General features: G+C 56.9%; 15 protein-coding genes. 5 read left to right on the top strand and 10 right to left on the bottom strand.

The annotated features are described in order from the left end of the window. On the top strand, nt 1–299 hold a 299-nt coding region (locus NOR51B_RS06425; protein ID WP_195891476.1), incomplete at its 5' end, for an MAPEG family protein. Nucleotides 300–369: 70 nt separating this feature from the next. On the opposite strand, the gene NOR51B_RS06430 is transcribed toward NOR51B_RS06425, so the two are convergent. Next, nucleotides 370–1,782 (bottom strand): alpha/beta hydrolase, encoded by a 1,413-nt coding sequence (locus NOR51B_RS06430; protein ID WP_009021519.1) that lies wholly within the window; start codon nt 1,780–1,782, stop codon nt 370–372. Between the two features lie 455 nt (nt 1,783–2,237). Here NOR51B_RS06430 and NOR51B_RS06435 point away from each other — a divergent pair, with 455 nt between their 5' ends. Then, nucleotides 2,238–2,447, top strand: a complete 210-nt coding sequence (locus NOR51B_RS06435) for a cold-shock protein (RefSeq protein ID WP_009020666.1) — start codon at nt 2,238–2,240, stop codon at nt 2,445–2,447. Between the two features lie 260 nt (nt 2,448–2,707). Here the strand turns inward: NOR51B_RS06435 and NOR51B_RS06440 are convergent, their stop codons facing one another. From NOR51B_RS06440 to NOR51B_RS06460, 5 genes are all read right to left on the bottom strand, one after another. Then, the gene (locus tag NOR51B_RS06440) at nt 2,708–4,174 is read right to left on the bottom strand and encodes a carotenoid oxygenase family protein (protein ID WP_081443907.1); all 1,467 of its coding nucleotides are present in this window, start codon (nt 4,172–4,174) and stop codon (nt 2,708–2,710) included. 253 nt (nt 4,175–4,427) lie between these two features. Then, nucleotides 4,428–4,661, bottom strand: coding sequence for a hypothetical protein (locus NOR51B_RS06445; RefSeq protein ID WP_009019536.1), 234 nt, complete (start codon nt 4,659–4,661; stop codon nt 4,428–4,430). An 87-nt stretch (nt 4,662–4,748) separates the two neighbouring features. After that, nucleotides 4,749–5,933: a beta-propeller fold lactonase family protein gene (locus NOR51B_RS06450; protein ID WP_009018942.1), complete on the bottom strand. Its 1,185-nt coding sequence runs from the start codon at nt 5,931–5,933 to the stop codon at nt 4,749–4,751. A gap of 419 nt (nt 5,934–6,352) precedes the next feature. Next, nucleotides 6,353–9,985 carry an SDR family NAD(P)-dependent oxidoreductase gene (locus tag NOR51B_RS06455; protein WP_009019528.1) on the bottom strand — a complete coding sequence of 1,211 codons (3,633 nt, stop codon included), beginning with the start codon at nt 9,983–9,985 and terminating at the stop codon, nt 6,353–6,355. After that, nucleotides 9,982–15,411, bottom strand: coding sequence for an AMP-binding protein (locus NOR51B_RS06460; protein WP_040481871.1), 5,430 nt, complete (start codon nt 15,409–15,411; stop codon nt 9,982–9,984). The genes NOR51B_RS06455 and NOR51B_RS06460 overlap by 4 nt, the downstream gene beginning before the upstream one ends. 429 nt (nt 15,412–15,840) lie before the next feature. On the opposite strand from NOR51B_RS06460, the gene NOR51B_RS06465 reads away from it, so the two are divergent. Then, nucleotides 15,841–17,670: an ABC transporter ATP-binding protein gene (locus NOR51B_RS06465; protein WP_009019964.1), complete on the top strand. Its 1,830-nt coding sequence runs from the start codon at nt 15,841–15,843 to the stop codon at nt 17,668–17,670. 26 nt (nt 17,671–17,696) lie between these two features. Here NOR51B_RS06465 and NOR51B_RS06470 read toward each other — a convergent pair whose 3' ends face one another. The 3 genes from NOR51B_RS06470 to NOR51B_RS06480 are packed head-to-tail and all read right to left on the bottom strand — an operon-like array spanning nt 17,697 to nt 22,395. Beyond that, nucleotides 17,697–18,746 carry a 2-oxoacid:ferredoxin oxidoreductase subunit beta gene (locus NOR51B_RS06470; RefSeq protein ID WP_009019857.1) on the bottom strand — a complete coding sequence of 350 codons (1,050 nt, stop codon included), beginning with the start codon at nt 18,744–18,746 and terminating at the stop codon, nt 17,697–17,699. Next, nucleotides 18,743–20,623, bottom strand: a complete 1,881-nt coding sequence (locus NOR51B_RS06475) for a 2-oxoacid:acceptor oxidoreductase subunit alpha (RefSeq protein ID WP_009020444.1) — start codon at nt 20,621–20,623, stop codon at nt 18,743–18,745. The genes NOR51B_RS06470 and NOR51B_RS06475 overlap by 4 nt, the downstream gene beginning before the upstream one ends. Further along, nucleotides 20,602–22,395 carry an FAD-dependent oxidoreductase gene (locus NOR51B_RS06480; RefSeq protein ID WP_040481872.1) on the bottom strand — a complete coding sequence of 598 codons (1,794 nt, stop codon included), beginning with the start codon at nt 22,393–22,395 and terminating at the stop codon, nt 20,602–20,604. Before NOR51B_RS06480 ends, NOR51B_RS06475 begins: the two co-directional genes overlap by 22 nt. A gap of 125 nt (nt 22,396–22,520) precedes the next feature. Between NOR51B_RS06480 and NOR51B_RS06485 the strand changes: the two genes are divergently transcribed. Together NOR51B_RS06485 and NOR51B_RS06490 are read left to right on the top strand one after the other, a co-directional pair. Further along, nucleotides 22,521–23,576 carry a polysaccharide deacetylase family protein gene (locus NOR51B_RS06485; RefSeq protein ID WP_040481873.1) on the top strand — a complete coding sequence of 352 codons (1,056 nt, stop codon included), beginning with the start codon at nt 22,521–22,523 and terminating at the stop codon, nt 23,574–23,576. Nucleotides 23,577–23,613: 37 nt separating this feature from the next. Further along, nucleotides 23,614–24,801 carry a lytic murein transglycosylase gene (locus tag NOR51B_RS06490; RefSeq protein ID WP_009019358.1) on the top strand — a complete coding sequence of 396 codons (1,188 nt, stop codon included), beginning with the start codon at nt 23,614–23,616 and terminating at the stop codon, nt 24,799–24,801. Between the two features lie 249 nt (nt 24,802–25,050). On the opposite strand, the gene NOR51B_RS06495 is transcribed toward NOR51B_RS06490, so the two are convergent. Continuing rightward, the gene (locus tag NOR51B_RS06495; RefSeq protein ID WP_040481874.1) at nt 25,051–25,830 is read right to left on the bottom strand and encodes a transglutaminase-like domain-containing protein; all 780 of its coding nucleotides are present in this window, start codon (nt 25,828–25,830) and stop codon (nt 25,051–25,053) included. Nucleotides 25,831–25,834 lie beyond the last annotated feature (4 nt).

Genomic DNA, 25,834 nt, shown 5'->3' on the forward strand with positions numbered 1-25,834 from the left:
TGTTCCCTGCGCTGACATACAAGGCCGATGGCACTCCGCTTCCCGATTGGGCGGCGCGAGCCAAAAAAGCCCACACCAATGCGGTGGAGAATCTGGTTGCCTTTGCGGCCTTGGTTCTTGTTGCACAGCAGCTGGACATCTCGAATGCCGCGACAACAACAGCGGCCGCTGCTTACTTCTGGCTGCGGGTTGCGCATTTTGTTGTCTACGTTGCCAACATCCCCTTTGGCCGGACCCTGACCTTCGCCGGGTCCTGGGCTGCTCAGCTATGTATCCTGTTTCAAATACTCAGCGTATGAAGCGTCTGTTAAAACTGACTGAGCTCGAACCCGATAGGCTCGTCCAATACCACTCGAGACGCAAAACGCTTCAGTTTTGAAAAAGCGGAAAAGTCACGCCCAGCGACCAGGCCAGTACCATTCCCAGCGCAAGACCTGATGCAAGTGGACCGGTCTGCTGCGTGACGGCCCGGCCCATGGTGCCAAATACAAGATAGAACAGGATCAGGACCGGCGCGATCAGGAGCAGAAAGAACAACGCTTCAAAATCCAGTGCAACGGCAATCCCAAGGGAAGCGAGAAAGCTGGCGCGGGTAAATAGCCGTCTCAGTATGGATTGATTCGCCGTCAAGACGGAGTCGGCCACCATGTAAGGGAGGGCCCCGATCATCATCGCAGCGATAATCCAGAAGCGCTCTCCCGTCGGCCAGAAATTTGCCGCATAGCGATCCATTGCGAGCCCGAAAATAGCGCAGGCCAACAACAGCAGGGCAAGGCCTGGTACTGCCAGAGGCCCAAAAGAGATCTTCCAGATCCGCAAGAGGACCAGTTGCAGGCCACCAAATACCAATAGGTGTAGAGCCAGGTAATCAGCCACAAGAACGGGCAGCAGATCGGTATTCAGTGCGGTTGCACACACCGGAGCAACCACCATAGGTGCCATCAAAACAAGAGCGGTTTGCCGGAGACTTAATGAGCAATCGGGTGCTTCACGTTTCGGGAGCAGGGCGCATGCCGGACCCAATAGGAGCACTAAACCAGCTAACAACCCAAGAATGGCCAATCCTGTAGGCAAAATTGTAAGGTGTGAGGTGCGCCCATAAGCGCGGTCCAGCCATGCCAGCGCTTCGCTGCGTGCAACCGTGCTTTGCAAGATCGAAACGTGCTCTACGAAGGGTGCGGCGACCGCGCGCCGTGACACCGAGCCGCGCACTGTGGTGTCACCTTCGCTTGCCTCGGGATCAACCAATTGCAGGCTTGTTCGCGCAAACTGACGCAATCCGGGCTCCCATGCGCCGGTCACCAGTAATAGGTTGTCGGGTTCCCGGGCATCGATCAATTGTGAAAAAGCCGAAATCAGCACTACCGGACCAACATCGTCACGGGCAGCCGCAACGCGCACAAGAATATCGGTGGCCATCGAGTGACCTATCAGTGCGATCGCAGGCTCCCCCTGCACGACTGCATCGATCACCTGGGCGGTTTGTTCCATTAAAAGCCGCGTGGTGCCATCGACCGAGGACACGTCACCCGACATCGGCAGGGGGTGACGCCCGTGGCCAAGGAAGTCGAACGCATAGACACGATAGCCAGCACGCGCAAGCGGCAACGCATACCCTTGCATCATTTGCTGGGAGCCGGCGAAGCCGTGTGCAACGACCACAACGGGGCCATCAGCCCCCGACTTAATGTAGCTCACCACGGGTGTCTGCCCAACATGGCTGCGGCTGATGTCGACTTCGCGGCGCGCCACTTCCAGGACCGCGAGCGATACAAGACTCAATGCCAGAGCAAGATAAAGTCTCAGGGTTTATCTCCTGTTGGCCACCCAGTACTGATATTAAATTATCGCCACAGGAATAAACGTGGCGAATACACCGCCTGAACCGACTTTTGGGCCGTGACGACAAATGCTGACAACGTTCAAATCGAAGTATATGGCAAATAAAAGAGCCACACATTCACAGCCGCGGGTTTCATCGTCGTAGCAGTACCCGGCATCCGATGGCTATCCCGCTGAGCTTGTGATTGTGCAGTTATAGCCCTAGGTTTATGTTGACTCCAGCCCAGGTGGGCTGTACTGTTGCCTCAGCTAAAAGTAAGTCTTATGTTTAAGCGCTTCATCACGTGCACTCTTCGTAGTTCTCCGTCCTGTAAGTTTTAAATTTCAGTCTTTTCTGCGGCTAAGCACGCCTTCTGTGAGGCTGTATTTATAATTTTTTACAGGAATATGACGTTATGTCCGAAACAAGCACCGGTACCGTGAAGTGGTTCAACGAATCTAAAGGCTTCGGCTTTATTGAGCAGAAGAGTGGCCCAGATGTCTTTGCACACTTCAGCGCCATCACTGGATCTGGATTCAAAACGCTGGCCGAGGGTCAAGCCGTTGAGTTCACTATTACGCAGGGCCAAAAAGGTCCTCAAGCCGAGAACATCGTCGCTGTTTAAAGCGTAAGATCTTCTTGGAAAGGCAGGCCGGCAATGGTCTGCCTTTTTTTATGCCTACGAGAAATGTTTAGCCTGACAATTGAACCTTATTCAGGCTTGGGCGCCATCGGGGTGACGCTACTACCGTGGTGTTGGAACCGGTGTGTTCCGTGAGTGGAGCAGGGCGTTCACGGTCAAATCAAGATCCGATTGGGGTGTTTTTCTAGACACTAAATTGCCGACACACGTCGATAATATGCGCTGCCATATTCCTGCGACTCTCACGTTCTGGCGCCCTCCCAGAACCCGTGAAAACCATAGGGTTGAAGAGGTAGCGGCACTGCCGCGATGGGCCCCTTGGCAAGATTTTTCGGATCGAACACGCAGAGCGTGGTCGTCATCAAAGCACCGTCATAGACAGCGGCAAGAACCCACCCGTCTTCAAGGTCGCTGGCGCCGGGCCGGGGTGCGAAGATCGGCTCGCCGACGAACTGGCCCTCGCTTGCACTCCAGATTTCGGTGGGGCGGGACCGATCTACGGTATCCACCCGGGCAATTGCATCGAAGGGGTCTGACTTCACGCCATCGCTGCGGGTCGACGCGTAGATGGCAGGCGCGGTTTGACCTTCCCGGGCGGGGTGGACGCGGGGAAAGTCCATGCCGTAGTCCGATAGCTGCTCCCATTGCGCGTAGTCTGAGTCGTCCCGAACGGTGGCTCTATAAAGCTTTTGGAACGATGGACGGTTGTCGGGTAACTCGATATCCAGCGGCCTATGGGGCCCCTGGAAGCCGAATTCACCGCCGAAATCAAAGGATTCGAACGCGCACAATTCTATCGAGCAGGTGCTCTCGTCGACGTCCTGCGCGTTCGCGAAATGAACGACGAAGGCGCGCTGGGGAAGTCGGATGGTGCGCACGGGACCAGGGCGCCCGCGGGGTATCAGGTATAGCTCACCGCCCTTCGAACTATCCGTACGCAGCGCCTCGAGCAGCGAGCCGAAGCCGAGCATCGCCTTGGCGAACTTCGGCAAGCTCACTTTCATCGGATTACCTGCCAGCACATACCAGCGCGGGGTCGCCACAAAATCGTGCTCGAACTGTATGCCGGGAATAGATGCCTCGCGTTCGGCGACTTGCTTACCCGAGGCGTCGAACTCGCGAAATACAAAGCGGGCGGGACTCTCCCGGAACAGGTTGCAGCCGATCAGGCGATTGGCCGCGGTATCGATACGCATGTGCGCGAGGAAGGCGGCATCGGGAAGGGCGCCGTTAAAGGTCTCTTCGCCAATCGTCTCCAGGCTGTCGGAGTCCAGCGCATAGGGCCGGCCTCCTTCCCAACCGGATATCAGGCGCCCCGCCCAGGGCTGAATGGTGGTATTTGACACATTGCGCGGGCCCGGGGCGCGAATGTTGCGCAGCGGTGACTCACTGACGTTGGTGCCGAGGCCTTTATGGACAAGGTGTCCGGCCGCGTGCTCGTCGACGTAGGCCGGGGTCTTGACGAACCGCGCCCGGTAGCTGGCCCCTCCGTCGTGTGTAAAGGTGAGCGACCGCACCAGACCGTGCCCATCGAAGGGGTGTGCGAGTCGATCGCCGATCTTTGTCCAACCGGGACCGTTCTGAAGATGGCGCCCACCGGCAAGCTCGGGTGGCAGTGCCCCTTCGATTGCAGACGCCGGAATCTCGAAGGTCTGCTCTCCCGGATTCGCCGTCATCACCGTGTTCCACGCGCCTGCCCGTACGCTCATATTATTTTTCCTCGGTTATAGCCGTGCCGGTCTACTCTTCTACATCGCAGGCCGAGTTCCCGGTCGGTCGTCGCAGCACCGGGACGAGGCTGTTCAAGCACACTATACGCGAGACGCGTTGTAGCTGGCGGCTCAGCGCGTCTCGGGATACAGGGTTCCGCGCCGGACTATTCCATCACCCTCCGCAAAGCCTCTCGGGTACTAAAATCCAGCCGAAGGTCACGCAACGGGCTCGTACTAATCGGGTTCGCTGCTACACCTTCCCTCTGCGCTTGGCCTTTTCATCGCGACGACCCCTCGCGGTCAGCGGGACGCCATCTGCATCAACGGTACTCCTGGGTTTCTCGCCCCTGGCCAGCTTGGCGGAGCGGCTGCGCGTGATCAGCTCCAGCGTTTCTGAATCGCGCAACCGGGTCGCATTCTTTTCCAGGGTATCCAGCTCTTCAAAGCTGTACACGTTGTTCTTCAGCTTCTCTATTCGATTCATGGTTCGCTCCTATACCAGAGAGTGCCGTTTCAGAGGTTCTTCCGACCGTAAACGCGTAATCGTCCGCGGCGGCGAAAAGCACTGCGTCTAGGGCTCAAGACCTTGAAAAATAAACCGCTGCACGCGCCGACCGGTTTCGACCTCAGCGGTGTAGAGGTTTCCGTCCGCATCGACATCAATACTGTGCAACCACGTGAACTGACCGGGATAGCGACCAATGCGGCCGAAGCTGCCCAGAATTTCATGGGTCTCACGCAGCAGTATCCAGACCTTTCCATTCATCATGTCGGCGATGTAAAGGTAGGTGCCGTCCGGCGAGATAGCGACATCTGTCGCGGTGCCTGTGCCGCCTGAATTGGGGGCAATCACAATAGTCTCAATAAATTCGAACTTGCCGCCTGCTTCGCGGAAAACCTGAACACGGTTGTTGCGTCGGTCACAGACATAGACGGTGTCTCCCGGACCCCGGACCACGCAATGCACCACACCTCCGAAAGTAGGAGAATGGGGTTCGGCGCTATAGTCGGCGCTGCTCTCCGAGAACAGGGCGCCGCCGTCTTCGCGTTGCCTGGTCTCGGGTTCTGTGGCGTGGGCACCCAGGTTCTGGATGTGGGTGAGATCGGTCTCGTCAAGTTGCACGATACGATTGTTGGTGTAGCCATCGGCCACGAGTATGGACTCCCCGTTGTCGGAAACATCGGCGGGCTTGCCCAGGGTGCTGGTGCTGATATTTCCCTCGGTGGCGCCGCGACGACCGAACTGGCGAATGAATTCCCCTGTTGCTGTAAAATTCAGGATCACGTGGTCGTCATCGCCGTTTCCGCCAAGCCACACCGTATCGTCGGCGTCGACAAACAAACCGTGAACGGTGCCCGGCCACTGATTGATACCGTTAATCTCGGGCGCCAGGCCAGGACCGCCCCAGGCTGTCAGCAGGTTACCGTCCTGGTCAAAGCGCAGCACATGGGGCGCCGCGTGGCAGCAGCTCTGGGCGATCGGCGGATTCTTATCCAGCCCGATTTCAGAGGCGCTGAGCGAGTTCGGGCGGTGCAGAACCCAGATGGTGTTCGCTGCGTCAACGGCCACACCTGAGGCCTGCCCGATGATCAGGTCAGAGGGCAGCCTTGGCCATGCACCGTCGACGCTGAAGGTAGGAATGGGTGCGCGGTCACTGAGCCGTTCGCTGAAAACGCCGATGGGTGTGTCCGCCTGAACGAGGCCAGGTAGCAGTGCCAGAGTGGCGATAAAAACAGAACCGAAGCGATTGATCATCAGAAGCTGCCTATATGTATTGACGGGTTATTGCGATCAAGAGAGATAGCCAGGGGTCAAGGCTGGATGCTCCATGGTGACATCAACGCCGACAAGATACACCCGGAATGACGATTGATTCATAGTGCGCCACGCCGCAGCGTCGTGCCGAATCCCAATCAACAGCAGCCAGCGGTGTAACGAAAATCGGGTCCGTCGGTGCAGTGTTCCTGTGTACCACTGCAACAGCGAAGAGATTCTCTCGCTGAACGGAGATCAGGGTAAGTCGCAATTACCCTACCTCTGAATTGGGCCGATGAATCACTGGCCCACGCCAGCTGAAGGGCGTTTCATCGTAGACGGGAGTGGTATCGACACCCCCGGCATCGGAAACCAGTGGAGGCCACATACAGCACTCCACTTTCAAGGAACCATCGTAATCAAACGGTAACGGCATTACCCCTGAAGATGCGGGCCAGATAACGGCTCTCTGAGGGACTGGGTGCAGGGACCGCGCACTGCAGTACCGCCGAAACCAGGCGTTCCATTTCTTCCTGCAATTCGCTCTCGGTGGCCGGCTCCTCAGCGCGAGCACGCCGGGTTAACTGCACCTGATTGACCGCGGGTACGGTGGGCAAGCGCTCGGTTTCAACCCCCAGGGTTACCGTAAAGGCATGCAGCGAGTTCTTGACGAACAGCGCAAGGGCGAATTCCTCCCGTGACGATACGAATGAAGTATCCGGAGTGAGCAAAACGATCTGGCAGTTGGGTACCAGCGCGGCGCGCCTTGCCACGCGGAAGTGATGGGTGAGCTGCTCATCGATCAGGCGCGCAAAGTCCGTGTGTGACAACACCCGATTCCAGGAACCTTCCCGTTCCGCGGCGAGCGGGTTGTAGGGCAGTCGGGAGAAGGGCGCGCTGACCACTACATCAAAGCCACCCTGGTTTTGCAACAGATCATCGAGAGCGTCTTCAATATTATCCTCGATGCATCGAACATCCAAAGTGACCGAATTGCTCTTCTGAAGGCTGTGCTGCACTTCCTCACACGCCTCCGGGCTGCGAGTGAGAACCGTCAGTGAAGCAACGCCCTGATTGATGAAGCCATTGCCAATCGCCGACAGTTCTTCGCGCATCGAATCACCGATGAGCACAACCCGCTTGCCCTTGAGTTTGGCGAGGCTGTCCCGGTCCGGTGGTAGCAGCAATTCCCCCTCGGTTACCGAGCGGTCAAACTTGAGGCCGCCGGAGGGGTGAAAGGTCTCGCCGCTGGCAATATCGTCGGCAAGGTGAAACACCGTTGACAGGCCAATCTGTTCATCGGTGGGCATTTTGTGGAGATGCAGTCGATTGAGAATACCCGCTTCGATTCCTGCGGCGGCTTTGTTTACCGATTTCTCGTCAAAGAAAATAGCGGGGGCATCAACAAAGCCCTCCATGAATTGAGTAGCACTTTCTGGTGTAAAGAGCCCGCCGGTGACCAGACGGTTCATCAGCTTTTCTGCGAGATCTCGGTTGAGGAGGAATGCGGTGGAATTACCGCCCTCAGGACTGTCCTCAACCTGCGCAAAAAGCTTGTCCAATGCCTTACTCTGTCCCGCGGTGGGCTTTGCGTCGCCCAGCGCGTTCCTCGACAGGGCCATAATGACTTCTGGGGTTGCGCCTTCACGCAAGGCGGCCAACACGGCCTTGTGCACGCTGTTCAATCGCTTGTTTTCAAGGACCAGTCGACCGCGTCGCTCAAAGAGTCCGGGTGCGCCGCCAAGGCCGCGCAGGCGCGCGCCATCCACCGGCCCCGGTGCCAATGCGTTAATTCGAATTTCCGGGCCAAGATGACGTGAAAGAATTTCTGCCAGTACTCGCTGACCTGCTTTTGAAACGGCGTAGTCCGCCCGATTGGGATAAGCCACCGCGACGTACTTTTCGCCGCCGAAGTAACTGGAGACATTAAGTACGACGCCATAGCCATTGGCCTTCATTTTTGGGGCGTACTTGCGAATCAATGAGTAGTTGGAAATGAGGTTGGCGTACATGGTGCGATTCCATGCCTCAAGCGACATATCGACAACCATTTCCTCAGCGCCGGAAATGCCGGCGTTGTTGATGAGGAAGTCCACATTTCCGAAGAGCTCTATTGAATGATTATACAAACGCTCAAGCGCTTCCTCATCGCCGACATCGATGTCCGGGAGGATGTGGACCCGCTGATGGGCGTTGGGATAGCCAACGCCGCGGAGTTCTTCGACAATTTCATGGCGTGCCTCCTCGAGCTTTTCCTTACTGCGAGCCGAGAGCAATACACGGGCACCCGCGATAGCCAGGAAACGGCCCAATTGCAGGCCAATGCCAAGACTGCCACCGGTAATCACCGCGGTACGGCCCTTGTGCAGGCCCGGCAACACGCGCTGAATGGATTGCGGCATACCGCTCTTGCCGGTTGCGCGCATGATGCTTTCAGGCACCCAGAGGTTTATCGGATCCATGCGTCGGACCCGGTTGGTTAGCGTCGCGGCCCAGTCTGCGGTAAATGTGAGATTGTCTTCTTCGTTGTTGTCGTAGCGAACCAGCTGGTTAGGCAGCATTGCCCACTCGCGCTCGCCTTTTTTGCGCATCTGGCGGTCTTCGTGACGCCAAATGCGGATCAGCGCTTCGATAGCTGCCCGTTTTACTTCGTTGAGATAGTCCCCATGGCCATCGGTGGGATTGGTAACGTAGGTCAGGGCCGGTGCTTCTTCGAGGATGCCCCAGCGATCAAGGTTGATCGCCAATGCTGCAGCAAATGCTACGGGAGATATAATTTCATCGCGAACAAAGGCTTCAACATCGTCATCACCGGCGGTACTGAGCGAGTAGCCGTGCTCTCCGTTGCCCGAGCGCGGTAACACAACAATGCCGTCTAATCGGCCGAAGTGATCGCGGATATAATCGAAACAACGGTCTGCCGATTCCCGTCGCAGCGGTTCCAGATGCAGTAGATGAATGCTTTCGAGATCGCGCGAGGCGCAGAGTGAGCGAGCGAGCCCGAGCGATTCCAGACTGCGGAAGGCAAGAACAACCTTGGCACCACTGACCATATGGCGTTCAGCAAATGCCAGTGCGTCTTCATAGTCGCTGCCAGCGAGCAAAAATACAACCTGCCCACTCAGGTCTTCCAGTCGCTTGTCGGGCCAGGATACGAGTTTAGAGCGGCTTTGCGCGGGCACCTGCATGCCATTGGTGACCTCGATGTGGTGTCCGGATAGCGCGGCGGATTCCTCCGATGCCAGCCAGGTCACCGTAGAGGCCACATCGTTTGGCGTCGGATAGCGATATTCGTACTCACCATCGGGGTTCTCTCGCCGGGTAATCATCAGGTCCCGGAATTCCTGCGATGTCGCACCTGCCGGTGCGCTTTGCAGCGCATCCATATTGCCAAAGACGGTGTCGATGCGCTCCGATTCAATGGGGCCGGGAAACAGCGTATTGACGCGAATCCCGTGCTCCTCACCAAGCTCCTTGGCGAGGCCTATGGACAGCGCATTCAATCCGGACTTTGGCACCACATAGGGTATGCGTCCGTAATAGTGGGTGCGGGAAAAAATGGTGGAGACATTGACGATGGAGCCGCCTTCGCTCATATGCGGGACCGCCGCACGGGTCATGTTCCAGGCGCCAGCGAGTAGATTCATCGCCGCATCGAGCATGGTTTCATCGTCGCCGCGCGCGAGGCGCTCGGATTCTGAAAAGGGGATGTCACGCAGCGTGCGCCGAGGCCCGGCGCCTCCCGCGTTATTGACCAGAACATCGATGTTGCCGAAGTGATTGACTGTGGCTTTGACAATCTCGCGACATATATCGGCTTTGGCACTGTCACCAATCGCGATGAGTATATTGTCCCGATCAAAACCTTCTTCGACGAGACCCTCCACAAAGGCCTGGAGCTTGGGCTCATTACGCCCGGTCATTACCAAATTGGCCCCCTCGCGCAGCAAACTACGGCTGATATAGCTGCCGATGTTTCCCGCGGCGCCGGTCAAAATGACCACTTTGTCGTGCAAACGTCCGCCGCTGGTGGTGCGTGTCTCAGTATTCATCGCAGTGCTCCTGCAGATCCGGTGTCAATGTTTGCGAGGGTTTCCCCCCGCTGTTCGGCTTCGCGAATGGCCCAGGCGCGGTAAAGTTCATCCCGCGTTTTGAGCCCCGGGCGGGGAAGGTCATGGGTGGCGACGTAATTCGCCCCCGCATGACGGTTTTCCCACATGGCCTGGTGGGCCTCGGCAATATCGGTCAGGGGCACGGCGACCGGTGGCATGACATCGATCAGGCCACCGGCAATCCGTTCCTGCATTTCTGCAAATTCCCGTGCCGTATTGAGGTGGGTACCCCGGATCTCTGCACTGGGCATAATGATTCGCCGCTGTCGCATCCAGACCTGCGGCGCATAAAAGCTGAAGCGACAACCGCTGAGGTCTTCGGAGTAAACCACTTTCCCGATATTGGGTTTAACCAGTGATGTCGCCAAGCCCAGGCCGTCGCGGCGGGCGCGTTCGAACACCACGTCGGGCAATCCGCGCTTATCCAGCGTATTGCGCAGGAACGGCGCAATCGCTGATCCAATGGGCTTGAGCGTTCGGTCGGAGAACCGGCGTACCGCCTCTTTAAAGGCCTCCGACTCCGTGAAGGGATCCGGTAGTTCGGGAAACGCCCCCGGTGGATCAAAGTCGTCGCCCAATTTGCGGGCGATGGCATCGACGCTGACCACACCGGTGAGTCGCGTGCCGAAGCCCAGCGAGGTAACGAATTCGCGCTGTGCGGCGTTATCGGCAAGTACTGCTACCTGAGCCCCAAGACTGCATCCGACTTCGATGGCCTCGATCGCAACCGGATCGACCACGCCATCCTCAGCGCCCGGTCCATAAATAACCAGAAGTGACTTTCCGGCTCGCATCTCGGCGCGGTCAAACATTTCAGCCGGCGACGAGCGTCCGGTTTTACCCATAAATGAAAAACGGTATCCGGACGAGGCGCCGTAAAAGGCCAGCACGCCGCCGTTGCCCAATAATTGGAATGAGCGCGGGAAGGCCAGTTCCCCCGCGTGAGAAACCACGTAGTCGATGTCGCCGCCGGCCTGCGCCCGGGCCTCCGCGACGAAAGCTTCGCCGGCTTGCTCCCAGGCATCCCACGCAGCCGGATCCTCGGGTACCGGGGTAAAGATATCTTTCCAAAGCGGATTTTTTCGATTTACCGCCGCACCGCCAAACTCACGAACGCGTTCGCCGCGATCATCGGAGGACACCATTCCAACGACCGACAGACCGCTCTGCCGCGCCGTGCGCAGACAGTCCAGTCCAGTGCCCGTCGCTGCGCCTTCCACAAACAATCGCCGCCCGGGCTTGATGTTTAGCGTCGTAAACAGTGCACGGTGAATGGTACCGAGGGTCAGCCCGTAGGAGCCCGCTTCCTCAATAGTGAGACTGGGAAGCTTGGGATGTAACTGCGGACCCTGCACCGCAAGGAACTGCCCATGACTACCATCGTTCTGTTCATAGCCCTGGATACGGAAATCGGCGGCCATTGGGTCCAGACCCTGATCCGGCGAGAGCAGTTCGCTTTGGCCGGAGTAAATTGTGACCAACTGTCCAACGGATAATCTTCCCTCGCGCAGCAGTTCGGAACCAAGCTGGGCGACGATCGCGACGCCGCCGGAGCCGGTGACCTGTACATCAGAGTCCCGGGCATCGAAGGGGGAGACCGGAATACCCGTGATGGCCCAGATGTCATTGAAGTTCATTTCGGAGGCGAGTATGAAAACGAGGGCCTCGTTGGGACCGGGGGTGGGCGTTGGAAATACCAGCAGTTTTTCCGCATCTTTGGGATCGGCGTGCGCGGGCGCACCGGTGTGCGGATTCTTGCAGACCCCCATTCCGTACTGGTAGCGCGGTACTGGTGTGACACCGGCGAAAAAGGGTGCGCCCAGGGGGATAAGATCGCCCGCCGCTTCCAACGCCTGGCGCTGTTCCATAGGTGCATCGGCGGGCACCGGCGTGTACTTGATGGGCAGCGGCGCACTACGTCGTTCGAGGAAAGCGCTGATACCCACGGGGCCGGCTGCCGGGTCGCAGACCGCTGCGGCAAAGAGCTCTGCTTCATGCTTCAGACCCGCGGACTGGCCCTGCTCTGCACCAAAGCGAATGGCGTCGATGACCCGCTCAAGGCAGTGACCGCGGCCGCTGCCCTTGAGCTGCGTAAAGGTGCTGGCCAGTGCCGCGTCATGGAGCAGTTCATCGTCGATGGTCAATTTTTCTTCGCGACTGGCAAGGTAGGCCTGCTGGCGCGAAAGGGCGTCTGCTATCGGGCCAGTACCAGCAAAGTGCTCCCTAAGCATTGCCATGGCGGTTTCAACCGCACTCACTCCGGGCTGTGGGACGATGCTGTCGACAAGTCCGATCTCGAGGGCTTCATCGGCGTCGATGTTACGGCCGGACGCGATCATGCGAATGGCGTCAATCAAACCTTCGCGCCCGCGGCGTTGTTGCAGCCGCCGCACAAGACGCTGTGTGCCGCCGTAGCCCGGTAATAGATTGAGGTTGATCTCGGGTTGTCCGAAGCGCGCCTGCGGATCGGCAACGATACAGCCGCAGGCCAGGGCGAGCTCACAGCCTCCACCCAGCGCTGGACCGTTGACTGCGGCGATCACTGGTTTGCCCAGATTTTCCAGCACCGAAAACGCGGTGTGGGCTGCATTGGGCGGTGTACGCGCGGACTCCATGTCACCCGCTTCGCCGATCTCAAGCAGTTCCTTAACGTCGGCCCCCGCGACGAAGGCATTGCGCGCGCCCGTGACAACGAGCGCCTCAATACGGTCCTGCTGGGCGATGTGCTGCAGAACGGTATTGAGTTCATCCAGGGAGCGTTCGTTGAGTGAATTCACCGGGGGAGAGTCGATCACCAGCAGTGCAACAAAATGTCCTCGCACAATTTCATGGGTTTCGAGGCGCAGGAAACGATAGCTCTGTACGATTTCCCGTGCCTGAGTGAGCTGGCCAAAGGACTTCCAGTTGGCTACGATTTGCTGAATATCCCCAACGACTTCAGGGTTGCGCAAGGTCGATAGATCACCCAGGGGATCATCCAGAAGAATAGCGCGCAGGGTGCGACGCATGTATTTGCCCGAGCGTGTTTCCGGGAAAGCGGGGACAACCAGAAAGTCCGAGGGCACCGCGGTCACGCCTTTTTCGCTGCGAACCAGGCCCTGAAGTCGGCTGAAGTCATCGTCACCCAGTCGCGAACCCGGCGCGGCTATCAGAAAGGCTACCGGTGTCTCGCCTTTTTCATCGTGGGGTGCGCCAACGACCACGACATTGCCGATCGGGGAGTCAGTACGCAACGTCTTGTCACGCAGGATGGCACCCTCGATCTCTTCAGTACCAATGCGGTGCCCGGAGACGTTGATGACGTCATCGGAACGTCCGTGCAGCGTAAAGGCACCGTCGTCGTGGGTTCGCGCATAGTCGCCCTGAGTGTAGGCCAGGCCATCACTCCAGCGATTGAAGTAAACGTTGGTGAAACGTTCGATATCGCCGCGCCAATCCTCGCTTTCGAGGTTCTGTGCATCTCCCCAGATGGTGCGTGCGAGATAGGGGTAGGGCTGGGTGATGACCAGTTCGCCTTTCTCCCCGGGCTCCGCGAGGCGCCATGCACTGGCACTGCCATCAGCGGCGTTTTCTGTGGCAATACGAACTTCCGCCTGAATCCAGGGCAGGGGCCAGGTCTTGGCGTCGGGTTGCAGATCCTTTAAGTCTCCCCACGGGCAGGAAAACACCATTCCGCCGTGTTCTGTTGCCCAATAGGAGTTGATGTAATGGTCGCAGATCTTTTCCATGCCGAACTGCTGTACTGCCGGTGAGACGGGCTCCGCACAGAAGGTCGCCACTTTCACACCGCTCATATCGTAAGCCGACATGTCCTCGACACTGGCCGGGTCAGTCATAACGGCTTTCAGGAAGGTGGAGCCTGCTTTGAAAATGGTCGCGCCCTGGCGCTCGATAATCGATGAAAAACGCCCCGCATGGGGAAACAGTGGCGAGCCCTCGGCGATGATGGTGGCAATACCAAGGCACAGCGGTGCGGCAATGAGGTAGGCCTGCCCGGTAATCCAGCCTGGATCCCCGACAACATAGATCCGGTCATCTTCCGTTGCGTCAAACACCATGCGCATGCTGTGGGCGATGCCTGCGAGCCAGCCACCATGGGTGTGTACGACGCCCTTGGGCTTACCGGTAGAGCCCGAGGTGTAAATGATAAACAGGGGCCAGTCTGCAGCGACCGGAAGCGCTGGGTGGGAAGCATTGAGCGCTTTGTACAGATCAGAATCAGAGAGTTCGAGAAGCCCCTCGATTGTGTCTGCGGTAAAGCCTGCTCCGACGGCAGCGGCGAGTACCTTCTCGGTTGCCTCACCAATGAGCTCGTGAGACCAGCGATCCCGCGATTGGCGAACAATATCCTGACCGGTATAGCGCACGACCACGACCTGTTTGACCGTGTGCTCCACAGCAGCGAGCTCGCGCGCAACGGTAGTGCGCAGTTCAGCGGATAGATCCGCAGGAATATCGGTTTCGTCGGTTAGAGCGGCACCCAGCTCACGCATGAGATCGCTGCGTTCAATGGTGATCTCACCGGTAAGCCCCTGCGTTACGCGTTGACCGATGCGATCTTTGGCTTCTCCGAGCTCAAATCCGGCCAGAACGTCATTCAGGCAAGCCAGCGCCGAGGGTAGCGGGATGAAGTTGTCCAGCGCCTGGTCCGTGTAGGCTTCTTTGTAGGGAACGACCTCGGCGTTGCGGTAGCCCCCGTCAGCGGTGATAACGACTTTTGCGCCGGCATCATAAATACGATCTGAGAGCGTTTTCGCCGAAAAACCGCCAAAAACCGGCGTGTAGATAATGCCCAGTCGTTTCGCCGCCTGTGTGTAATAAATCTGCTCAAGAATATTAGGCAGGTTGAGCGCGATGCGGTCTCCGCGCTCAAGGCCGAGGGATTTAAGAACTTCGGCGGCAACAACGGTGGATGCGAGCAGCTGACGGAAGCTAACCGTCGTTTCCTGTACCGGACCGCCTTTACCTTCATTACGTGATGGATCCCAGCGGTCACCTTCAAATAGAATTGCAGGCGCGTTGCCGCGACCGGCGAGAACGTGGCGGTCAACTTCATTGAAGCAGGCGTTGGTTAATGCGCCGCTGTACCAGCGATAAAAAGGCGCAGCGCTGTCGTCAAAGGCCGAGCGCCAGGGGCGCCAGTCATCGGGGTGTGCTGGCGCTGGATCTTGCGTGCCCGCAGTGCCGAGTCCATGCCAATGTCCGTCGCTTTCAATGCGGACCCAGTCACTGCCGTCGAACCAGTGCAGTTCTCGTGCAGCAATGTCCCCATGGTAGCGCCCTGGATCTTGAGAGACCTGCGCGCGCTGCGCCTGCTCGTCGGACGCATTGCGCAGGCGTCCCCAGCGATTTGTATCTGAATCCACGCTGACCTCGTTCTTATCTTGTTATCTGTATTGACGCGCTTGCGCTATTCTTTGTTTACCGTAACAAAAATTTTCGGCAACTTAAAAGTTACGCGCCGGAAAGTGACGCAGATCAACGAGGGTTTCTCATGGGTTGGCCCTACCTCGGGAATAAGTGCTCCAACAGAGTTAATGACTACACACCCTTGCCCCGCTCTCGGCGGGTAGAACCTGTAGAAAAGCTATAGAAAACAACGACGTGGGGGTGGAGTTATGCGCTGGAAATTCGAGAAACCAGAGTTGGAGCCGGAGCACGCCGTACCGGCACGCATTTAGCCGGTATTGGCCGTGCTAGTATTCCTTAACCTCAGGGCACGCCGGCCATGGTGCTTGCCCCAGTCGTCGAATCCCGCCAGACAATCCCATTAAGCGCACCGGACAGAGTTAGGTTTGAGCAAGCAGAGTGCATCGAATTCCTTCCAGAAATTCTTTTCTGTATTCAAGTACAGCCGTATTGCTGTGGAAATTGTCTGGAGTACCAGTGCACCCCTGACCGTGGTCATGGCGCTCACCACGCTGGTAGCGGGTGTATTGCCGGCGTCGATCGCCTCCATTGGTGGCCTGTTTGTGGACGCAGTAGCCACGGCAATCCAGCAAACCGATGGGATCGCGGAAGCGGCAAGGGCCGATGCTCTGCGCTACGTGCTCATCGAGGCCGGCCTGGTGGTACTGATGACTGGCGCCCAGAAATTAAATTCCATCTGCCAATCGATCCTGCGGATATTACTGGGTAACAAGATCAATGTAATGATCCTGGAAAAGGCGCTGACGCTCGAGTTGGCGCATTTTGAGGACGCCGAGTACTACGACAAACTCGTCCGGGCCCGTCGTGAGGCATCAAGCCGGCCATTGAGTCTGGTTATCAAGACCTTTGATTTGCTTCGGGACATCATTGCCCTGATTACCATTGCCCTGTTCCTGCTGCAGTTCTCCCCTTGGGCCGTATTATTGCTGGTTATCGCCGGCATACCGGCGTTTATTGCCGAGGCCAAATTCTCTGGCGAGGCATTTCGTATTCAACGCCGTCGGTCTGCGGAGCGCCGTATGCAGATTTACCTGGAAATGGTGTTGACCCGGGAAGACGGGGTCAAGGAAGTCAAGCTGTTGCAATTGGGTAAAGTGTTTCTGCAGCGCTACGTGGATATCTTCCGCAACATCTATAAGGAAGATCGCAGTCTGGTGTTGCGCCGAGCTCTCTGGGGTTATGTTCTCGGTCTGCTGGCCAGTGTCGGATTCTATTTTGCCTATGGCTGGGTCGGTTTCGCCGCCATCGCCGGAGCGATCACCATTGGCCAGATGACGATGTATATCGCTCAGTTTCGCCTGGGACAGAATGCGGTTACCAACAGTCTTACCTCGATCAATGGCATGTACGAAGACAATCTTTACTTGTCCAATCTGACCGAGTATCTGGAACACAAGGTGCCGGAACAAACCGGAGCGCAGACCGAGGGTCCAAATCCCAAGGATGGCATTCGGTTTGAACGGGTCTGTTTTTACTACCCCGGTAGCGAAACGCCTGCACTGCACGATGTCAATTTACATATCAGGGCCGGCGAGAGCATGGCCATTGTGGGTGAGAATGGCAGCGGCAAAACGACGCTGATCAAGTTGTTAACCCGGCTGTATCAACCGAGTTCTGGCAGCATCACTTTTCAGGGCTTGCCGCTGGAAGATTGGGATATTAACGCTCTCCGTCAAAAGGTCGGCGTTATCTTTCAGGATTTTGCGCGTTACCAGCTAATGGTGGGCGAAAACATCGGCATTGGCGATGTGGCGGATATGGAGGATGAGTCCAAAGTAGTGACTGCCGCAGGCAAGGGCATGGCCGATGCCTTCATCAGGGATTTACCGGAGCGCTACAACACGCAATTGGGTACCTGGTTCAAGGATGGCAAGGAATTGTCCGGCGGCCAGTGGCAGAAGATTGCCCTGTCACGGGCATTCATGCGCAGCAAGGCGGAGGTGCTGATTCTGGATGAACCTACCGCGGCCATTGACGCCCGCGCCGAGGCGGAGCTTTTTGCCCATTTCCGCGACCTGACAGCCAACCGGATATCCATCATTATTTCGCACCGCTTCTCAACGGTACGTATGGCTGATCACATTATTGTCTTGGAAAAATCCAGGATAACGGAGGAGGGTAGCCATGAGGAATTACTTGCTGCCGACGGCCAATACGCCACCCTGTTTCATCTACAGGCGCAGGGCTATCAGTGAGTCCGCACAACCCGCGCCGCTGCGGTTCACCGCAATCCGGCGTTGATGGAATCGAGCAGTCTCGAACCGGGACATAATTGTTTTTCATCCATTGAGTTCAATGGCCGCCTCGAGGTATCGAGTACATCGTGCAGTTCTTCGCTGTCGCGCTCAATATATAAAAGACCGGTCAGTATCTTGCCTTCGCTTGCGTAGTGATGTGCTGCCTGTAGCGCGGATTGTCGATCCTCAATATCGTAGTCGTTATCGTGCTTGTACAGGCGTACCACCGAGCCATCGTGCATGCAGACTTCGCAGGTATTGCCGGCATCGTAACTCGCGGTTATTTCTTCTCGCATCGGTACAAAATCTACGGGCATGGGCGCATTGACCTGCCGCATATGTTCATAGCTTTTGGTCGAGTCGGCGTGGTTATTGAACGTTACGCAGGGGGAGACGACATCGAGAAGGGCAAACCCGCGGTGGCTGATCGCCGCTTTGATCAGCGGTATCAGCTGCTGCTTATCGCCGGAAAAACTGCGCCCAACAAAAGTAGCGCCAATCTCAATGGCGAGCCGCGCGAGGTCGATAGGTGAGTACTGGTTCAAGTCACCCTTCTTGTTTCGTGAGCCGCTATCCATGGTGGCTGAATCCTGACCCTTGGTCAGGCCGTAGCAGCCGTTGTTTTCAACCAGATAGGTCATATTAAGATTGCGTCGGACCACATGGGAAAACTGACCCAGGCCGATGGATGCGGTATCGCCATCGCCCGATACGCCGATGTAAATAAGATCGCGGTTGGCCAGATTGGCGCCAGTCGCGACCGAAGGCATCCTGCCGTGGACACTGTTAAAGCTATGAGAACCGGAGAGAAAATACGCGGGGGTTTTTGAGGAACAGCCGATCCCCGACAGCTTGGCGACGCGATGGGGTTCGATACTCAATTCGAAACAGGCATCAATGATCGCGGCACTGATCGAGTCGTGACCACAACCAGCACATAGGGTCGATAGCCCGCCCTCATACACCTGGCGCGTATGACCCAGCCCATTGACAGGTGCATCGGGGTGCCGAAACATCGGTTTTACATAGGTCATGACGCAACGTCCTCAGTGGTTTCCAGCCCATGGATAGGCGTGATATTGCCGCCCAGCACATAGTTGCGGATCATGCTGGCGATCTTCAGGGCGGTAATCGGTAAACCATCGTATTCGAGAATGGCGACCAGCTTGTCTTTCATATGTACCTTGGTTTCATTGAGCATCAGCCGACGCATTTGGCCGTCGCGATTCTGCTCGATGATGAATACGCGGTCGTGGGTCTCAATAAATTCCTCGACATCCTCATTAAAGGGGAAAGAGCGGATGCGCATGGTATCGAGGTGAATCCCCTCCTTCGCGAGAATTTCGGTTGCCTCATAAGCCGGGGAAGCAGTGGTACCGAAAAATACCGCACCCATCGTGGTTTCAGCGTCAGCCTGTTTTATTTTTGGCGGGGGAACGAGGGACTTGGCAGTCTCGAACTTCTTCAATAGCCGGTCCATATTGCGAACGTAGGCGGCGCCGTCTTCGGTATAGGCCGCATATTCGTCTTTTGAACTACCCCGTGTGAAATAGGAGCCCTTGCTGGGATGAGCGCCCGGATAAGTACGGTAGGGAATACCATCGCCATCGACATCAAGGTAACGACCCCAACGCTCGGTCATATCGTCAAGTGCGTCGGCGTCCAATACCTTGCCCCGGTCGTAGCGTCGTTCATCGTCAAATTCCAATGGCGGCGACATGCATTCGTTCATACCCAGCTCGAGGTCGCTCATAATAATGACCGGGGTTTGCAGACGTTCCGCGAGATCGAATGCATCCAGCGTCATGCTGAAACATTCTGCTGGCGTGCCCGGAAACAACATGACGTGCTTGGTATCACCGTGAGAGGCGTAGGCGGCCATGAGTACATCGGACTGCTGGGTGCGCGTGGGCATTCCCGTTGATGGCCCGGCACGCTGCACGTCGACCAGAACGGCGGGCACTTCGGCAAAGTACGCCAGTCCCAAAAATTCACTCATCAGCGAGACCCCTGGTCCACTGGTTGCCGTGAACGCCCGGGCACCGTTCCAGCAGGCGCCAATGACCATGCCCATGGCCGAAAGTTCATCTTCAGCCTGGACAATGGCATAGTTTTTCTTGCCGGTACCCGGGTCAATACGCAGTCGGCGGCAATACTTGTCGAAGGCGTCGATCACCGAGGTGGAAGGCGTGATCGGGTACCACGCAGCAACCGTCGCTCCCGCATACACGGCGCCCAGCGCGATGGCCGTATTGCCATCCATAAGAATATTTTCGAAATCGCCAATATGCTTGCCCACGGAATGCCCCGGCTCCAGATGCATGGGAACGGGGCAGTCAAAATTACTACTGGCATATTGATAGCCCAGCTCAAGAGCATAGACATTCGGAGTGATCAGCTTTTCCTTGCCCTTGAACTGCTCGGAGACCAGGTCCTTCAGGATGCCGAAGTCGATATTGAGCAGTGCCGCCAGTGCGCCCACATAAATAACATTTTTGAATAACAGCCGTTGTCGTGCGTCGGTATATTCCCTCAGGCAAATTTCGGTAAATGGGATGCCGATATAGTGAATATCCTTGCGAACCAGACGCAAATCGAGGGGTTTGGTGGAGTCGTAAATAAAGTAGCCGCCAGCATCGACCTCTGCGACGTCGCGCTGCATGCTTTGCGGGTTGACGCAAACCATGATGTCGGTGCCACCACGCCGACCCAGATAGCCGTATTCGCTAACCCGTACCTCATACCAGGTCGGCATACCCTGAATATTTGACGGGAAGATATTTCGGGGACTGACAGGAATTCCCATTCGAAAGATCGCCTTGGCGAACATGCCGTTGGCGCTGGCAGAGCCCGTGCCATTCACATTGGCAAACTTTATGACGAAGTCATTTACGGACGCTTTTGGTTGCATGGGCTTCCCGCCTTGGTAACGCTGTAGAGGAATTGTTGCATGTCCCAGGCGCCGGTCGGGCAGCGCTCAGCGCACAGTCCACAGTGCAGACAAACGTTTTCATCTTTCACCATCACCCGCCCGGTTTGCTGGAGGGTGGTGGAAACATAGAGATCCTGACTTGTGTTCCTCGCGGGCACCCGCAGGGAATTGCGCAGGGCCGGCTCATCATCGTTGACTACGAAGTTGATGCAATCGGTAGGACAAATATCGACACAGGCATCACACTCGATGCACTTGGGCGGGGAGAAAACGGTCTGTATATCGCAATTCAGGCAGCGCTCAGCTTCCTGATAGGCAACCTCACGATCAAAGCCCAGCTCGACCTCGACCCGGCGATCTTTCAGTGCTGCATCCTTGGCGGCATGGGGCACAGCGAAGCGATCATCAATCGATACGGTGCTGTCATAACTCCACTCGTGGACACCCATTTTCTGACTTAACAGGGTGACCCCGGGTGCGGGGCGCGCCTGCACATCGCCACCATTCAGGAATAAATCGATCGAGGTCGCGGCCTCATGCCCCTGCGCCACCGCAGTAATAATGTTTTCCGGACCCAGGGCGGCATCGCCACCGAAGAAGACCTTGTCGAGGGTGCTCTGAAAAGTGGTTTGGTCGAGAACCGGCATGTCCCATTTGCCGAACTCGATGCCGATATCCCGCTCTATCCAGGGAAAGGCATTGTCCTGACCAATGGCGATGAGCACCTCGTCAGCTTCGAAAAAAACCTCTTCCCCGGTGGGTTCCAGTCGTCTCGTACCGTCATCGTCATAGAGCACGTCAACCACCGTAAAAACCATGCCCTTTAAGACGCCGTCCTCGTGCACGAATTCCTTGGGTACATGGTTATTGATGATGGGAATATCCTCGGCAGCCGCATCTTCGATTTCCCAGGGCGAGGCCTTCATCCGCGCAAACTCCGAGCGCACAACGACCTTGACATCATCGCCTCCGATACGCCGCGCGGTGCGGCAGCAGTCCATCGCGGTATTACCACCGCCGAGGACCAGCACTCGTTTGCCGATTTTGTCGATATGGTCAAACGCCACCGACCCCAGCCAGTCGATACCGACGTGGATGTACTTATCGCATTCGGCGCGGCCCGGCAGATCCAGGTCGCTGCCACGGGGAGCTCCTGTACCCACGAATACCGCATCGTAACCCTGATCCAGAATACGTTTCAGGCTGTCGACATAGGTATTGAAGTGCTGGTTAACACCCATATCCAGAATGAAATCCACCTCCTCGTTCAGGACTTCTGGCGGCAGGCGAAAAACGGGTATCTGGCTGCGCATGAAACCACCGCCCAGCGGCTGGTCGTCATAAAGATCAATGTCGTAGCCCAGGGGTGCAAGATCTCGCGCCACGGTCAGCGATGCGGGCCCACCCCCTATCAGCGCAATCCGCTTGCCATTGCGCGACAGGGGCGCTTTTGGAATCAGATGCGCCACATCGTCCTTGTTGTCCGCGGCGACCCGCTTCAAGCGACAGATGGCCACCGGCTCCTCGTCTACACGCCCCCGTCGGCAGACGGGCTCGCAGGGACGATCACAGGTGCGGCCCAGCACACCGGGAAATACATTGGATTCCCAGTTGACCATGTAGGCATCGGTGTAACGCCCCGCAGCGATCAGGCGAATGTATTCAGGCACTGGCGTATGCGCAGGACAGCCGTACTGGCAATCTACCACCTTATGAAAATATTCGGGTTCGGTGGTATCGGTTGGTTTCACAACGCACCTTCTTTTTTTTATGGTCTGCGGGCATGATTACACATCCCCGGAAGGGTGTGCAAAGCTCGATTGGGCCTTAATTGCGGCCGGGCTAAAACCGATATTCAGCCACGCAGAGTCGCCCCATGACAAAACCGTATGCTTTCATCTTTCTGGCAGTGGCTATGCTAACCAGCTCTCCCGCCTGGACAACAAACGCCGACAATGCGGTTATCCTGCTTTACCACCATGTCAGTACCACGACCCCCGCTTCAACCTCGGTCAGCCCGTCCGTTTTCGAGGAGCACCTGCAGTATCTTGCCGAGGGTTACAACGTCATTTCACTGGAACAGGCGGTAACGGCCCTTAAGGCCAAGCAGCTATTGCCGGAACGCGCTGTGGTTATTACCTTTGATGACGGCTACCGCAATATTTATGACAACGCACATCCTAGGCTGCGCAAGTATGGGATGCCTTACACCGTCTTCATCAATCCCCAGATGATCGGCAAGCAAATGTCTCAACTCAACTGGCAACAGGTCGCTGAGATGAAAAGCGATGGGGCCCAATTTGCTAATCACACCTCGCAGCACCGGCATCTGCTGGAACGCGCGGCAGGGGAAAGTCTCGCTGAATGGCTTGATGGTATTGAAAAGGATATTGCGCACGCGAACGCGTTACTGGATCGCAAGCTCGCTTCTAACCCGGCCTATGTAGCTTATCCTTATGGCGAATTTAATACCGATATCCAGAGTCTGGTCGCCACCCTGGGTATGGTCGGCTTTGGCCAGCACTCGGGTGGGATTTACAGCGGAAGTGACTTCACGGCGCTGCCTCGGTTTCCCGCCTCGGGCCTCTACGGCAACCTGCGTACCCTGAAGACTAAAATCAATAGCCTGGCAATGCCTGTAAACTCCTCATCGGTATTGGACCCGGTGGCGCAGCAGAATTCTGTGGGCGATTTCTCCTTCACCGTTGCCGGTGGGGATGTCATTGCACAGCAGATGGGGTGCTTTTACGCCAATGAAGCGTTACCCGTTTCGGTTGACGGTTATACGGTTACGGTAACCTTGGAAAAAACACTACCGATTGGTCGCTCTCGCGTAAACTGTACCGCGCCGAGCCAGTCTCAGCCGGGACGCTACTACTGGTACTCCCAGCCTTGGTTCGTTGCCGATCAAAACGGCAAATATCCAGACTGATCGGCCAGTACTCATTTTATTCCAGACAGGACCTACCATGCGGCTTCAGTTTTATGGTGTGATTCTTCTCAGCCTTTTCGGCACCGCAGCAAGCGCCGACCCCGCGGAATTTGAACAGTGCAAAACACAGATGCAATTGCAGGCGTCTGCGCAAGGGGTCTCAGAGGCTACGGTTAAAGAAGTGATTCCGACGCTGGAATACCAGGCTCGGGTTATTGAACTGGATCGTTCGCAACCCGAGTTTACCCAGTCATTCGCCGACTATTTTGGCAAACGGGTCTCCCAGAGCCGTATTGATAAGGGTCGGGAACTCTATGCCCAATACCGTGACTTTTTGGCGGAGTTAACCCGAAAGTATGGGGTACCCGGGCAATATCTGGTGGCATTTTGGGGTCTGGAAACTAATTTTGGTAGCTATCTGGGCGGTATGCCCACCCTGGATTCTTTGGCAACACTGGCCTGTGATCCGCGCCGTAGTGAGTTTTTTACCACGGAGTTTCTGCTGGCGCTCAAATTGCTCGAGCGGGAGAATTTACGTGTCGATGACATGAAAGGGTCGTGGGCCGGTGCCGTCGGACACACCCAGTTCATGCCCTCCAGCTATTTGCGTTATGCAATAGATGGTGACGACGACGGTAGCATTGATCTGTGGAGCAGTCGCCGGGATGCCCTGGCATCGGCAGCTCACTTTTTATCTCAATTGGGATGGCAGCGGCAACAGCGCTGGGGGAGAGAAGTCAAACTGCCCGCGGACTATGACTTTACCCAGGCGGTACAACAGCGTCCCCTGCAGGATTGGCGATCACTGGGGCTACGTAACGCTGATGGTGGGCCATTACCGGTGGTCATCGGTATGGATGCGGACCTGATAATCCCATCGGGCCACAAGGGTCCGGTGTTTCTGGTGTACGACAATTTCGACGTCATAATGCAATGGAATCGCTCTACCAGCTATGCGTTGTCAGTAGGACATCTGGCAGACCGAATAGCGGGTGCGGGTGCGTTGAAGCAATCAATTCCCAAAGACCAGGTCCGCCTGCGCCGTGCTGATGTCGTTCAGATGCAGGAACTGCTAATAGACAAAGGCTTCGATGCCGGCGTGCCCGATGGGTTACTGGGCCCTACTACCCGTTCCGCACTGCGCGAGTTCCAGATTAGCGCGGGCCTGGTAGGTGATGGATTTCCCGACCGCAAGACCTTGACGCAGTTGGGTGTTGATTACTAACCCGCTTACTGTCTGTGGTTTGGCCGCACCGGCCAGCTTGATTTACTTCCGGCACATTCGCCTTGTCTTCGATCCGCTGGCGGAGGGACTGGACGCGCTTACCCGCGCCCCCTTTGTGGAACTGGATTAATTCCATACCATCAGAATCAGGAGACCTCTCCGGCGGCTTGGGGCCTGCCACTTCTGCAATAAAGAACGGCTGGACGGCTCCCGGTAAATCGCCGTGGTCTGATTGAGGGTGACGTGACTCTACTCTTCCAGTGACACCTTAACCGTTTGTTGTTGTAGCATAATGGGCTCAAAGCTCGCCAGGAACGCCACCTCGGCCGCATCCAGCCCCACGCCGATTCGGGCGATTTGGTTTGAGGCTGCCATTCCCGTCGCATCGACAAGGTGCCAGGCGTGATCGAGGTACACCTCTGCAACGGCATGAAAATCGGGGGGCGAAACATAGGGAGCGTAGCCGCTGACAAAACGCGCGGGGATAGACGACGCCCGCGTCAATGCGATGAGGACATGGGCGAAGTCACGGCACACGCCTTGACCATGTACGAGTGAATCTACCGCCGTGGTGTGTTGGTTGCTGCTGTCCGCCGAATATCGGAAGCGTTCAAAGATCCAGTCCCGGATGCCCGCGATACGCTCGCCACCGGTACTACCGCCAAATTCTGCTTCGACAAAGTTTTGCAATTCATCAGATTGGCAGTAGCGAGAGGGCATCAGGTAGCGCAACGCATCATCGGGAAGTCGGTGGGGAGGCAGGGCCGTGAGAGACGCGATATCGATGAGCGGCCGGTCGATTGCCACCTGCGCCGTATAGTGGCACTCGAAGTCTTTCTCAACATAAAGAAGTCGACGCGTACCAAATCCTGACTCAGCAAGCGCTGAAGCGCTGTGCAGCGATTCGCTCAGAACCAACTGTTCGCTGATGACGCGTTGATCTGCAAAGTCTGGCACCGCGATCTGCAGAATTATGTCTGTCTGCGATTGCACCGCATAGTGCATTTGGACGTCGATTTTGAGTATCACGCTG

It is taken from the genome of Luminiphilus syltensis NOR5-1B (assembly GCF_000158175.1).
Taxonomy (GTDB): Bacteria; Pseudomonadota; Gammaproteobacteria; order Pseudomonadales; family Halieaceae; genus Luminiphilus; species Luminiphilus syltensis.

Excerpts from the sequence above, each read along its gene's own strand:
- NOR51B_RS06475 (WP_009020444.1), bottom strand. The coding sequence starts at position 20,623 with ATGCAACCAAAAGCGTCCGTAAATGACTTCGTCATAAAGTTTGCCAAT.
- NOR51B_RS06435 (WP_009020666.1), top strand. The coding sequence starts at position 2,238 with ATGTCCGAAACAAGCACCGGTACCGTGAAGTGGTTCAACGAATCTAAA.
- NOR51B_RS06490 (WP_009019358.1), top strand. The coding sequence starts at position 23,614 with ATGCGGCTTCAGTTTTATGGTGTGATTCTTCTCAGCCTTTTCGGCACC.
- NOR51B_RS06445 (WP_009019536.1), bottom strand. The coding sequence starts at position 4,661 with ATGAATCGAATAGAGAAGCTGAAGAACAACGTGTACAGCTTTGAAGAG.
- NOR51B_RS06485 (WP_040481873.1), top strand. The coding sequence starts at position 22,521 with ATGACAAAACCGTATGCTTTCATCTTTCTGGCAGTGGCTATGCTAACC.
- NOR51B_RS06450 (WP_009018942.1), bottom strand. The coding sequence starts at position 5,933 with ATGATCAATCGCTTCGGTTCTGTTTTTATCGCCACTCTGGCACTGCTA.
- NOR51B_RS06440 (WP_081443907.1), bottom strand. The coding sequence starts at position 4,174 with ATGAGCGTACGGGCAGGCGCGTGGAACACGGTGATGACGGCGAATCCG.
- NOR51B_RS06455 (WP_009019528.1), bottom strand. The coding sequence starts at position 9,985 with ATGAATACTGAGACACGCACCACCAGCGGCGGACGTTTGCACGACAAA.
- NOR51B_RS06470 (WP_009019857.1), bottom strand. The coding sequence starts at position 18,746 with ATGACCTATGTAAAACCGATGTTTCGGCACCCCGATGCACCTGTCAAT.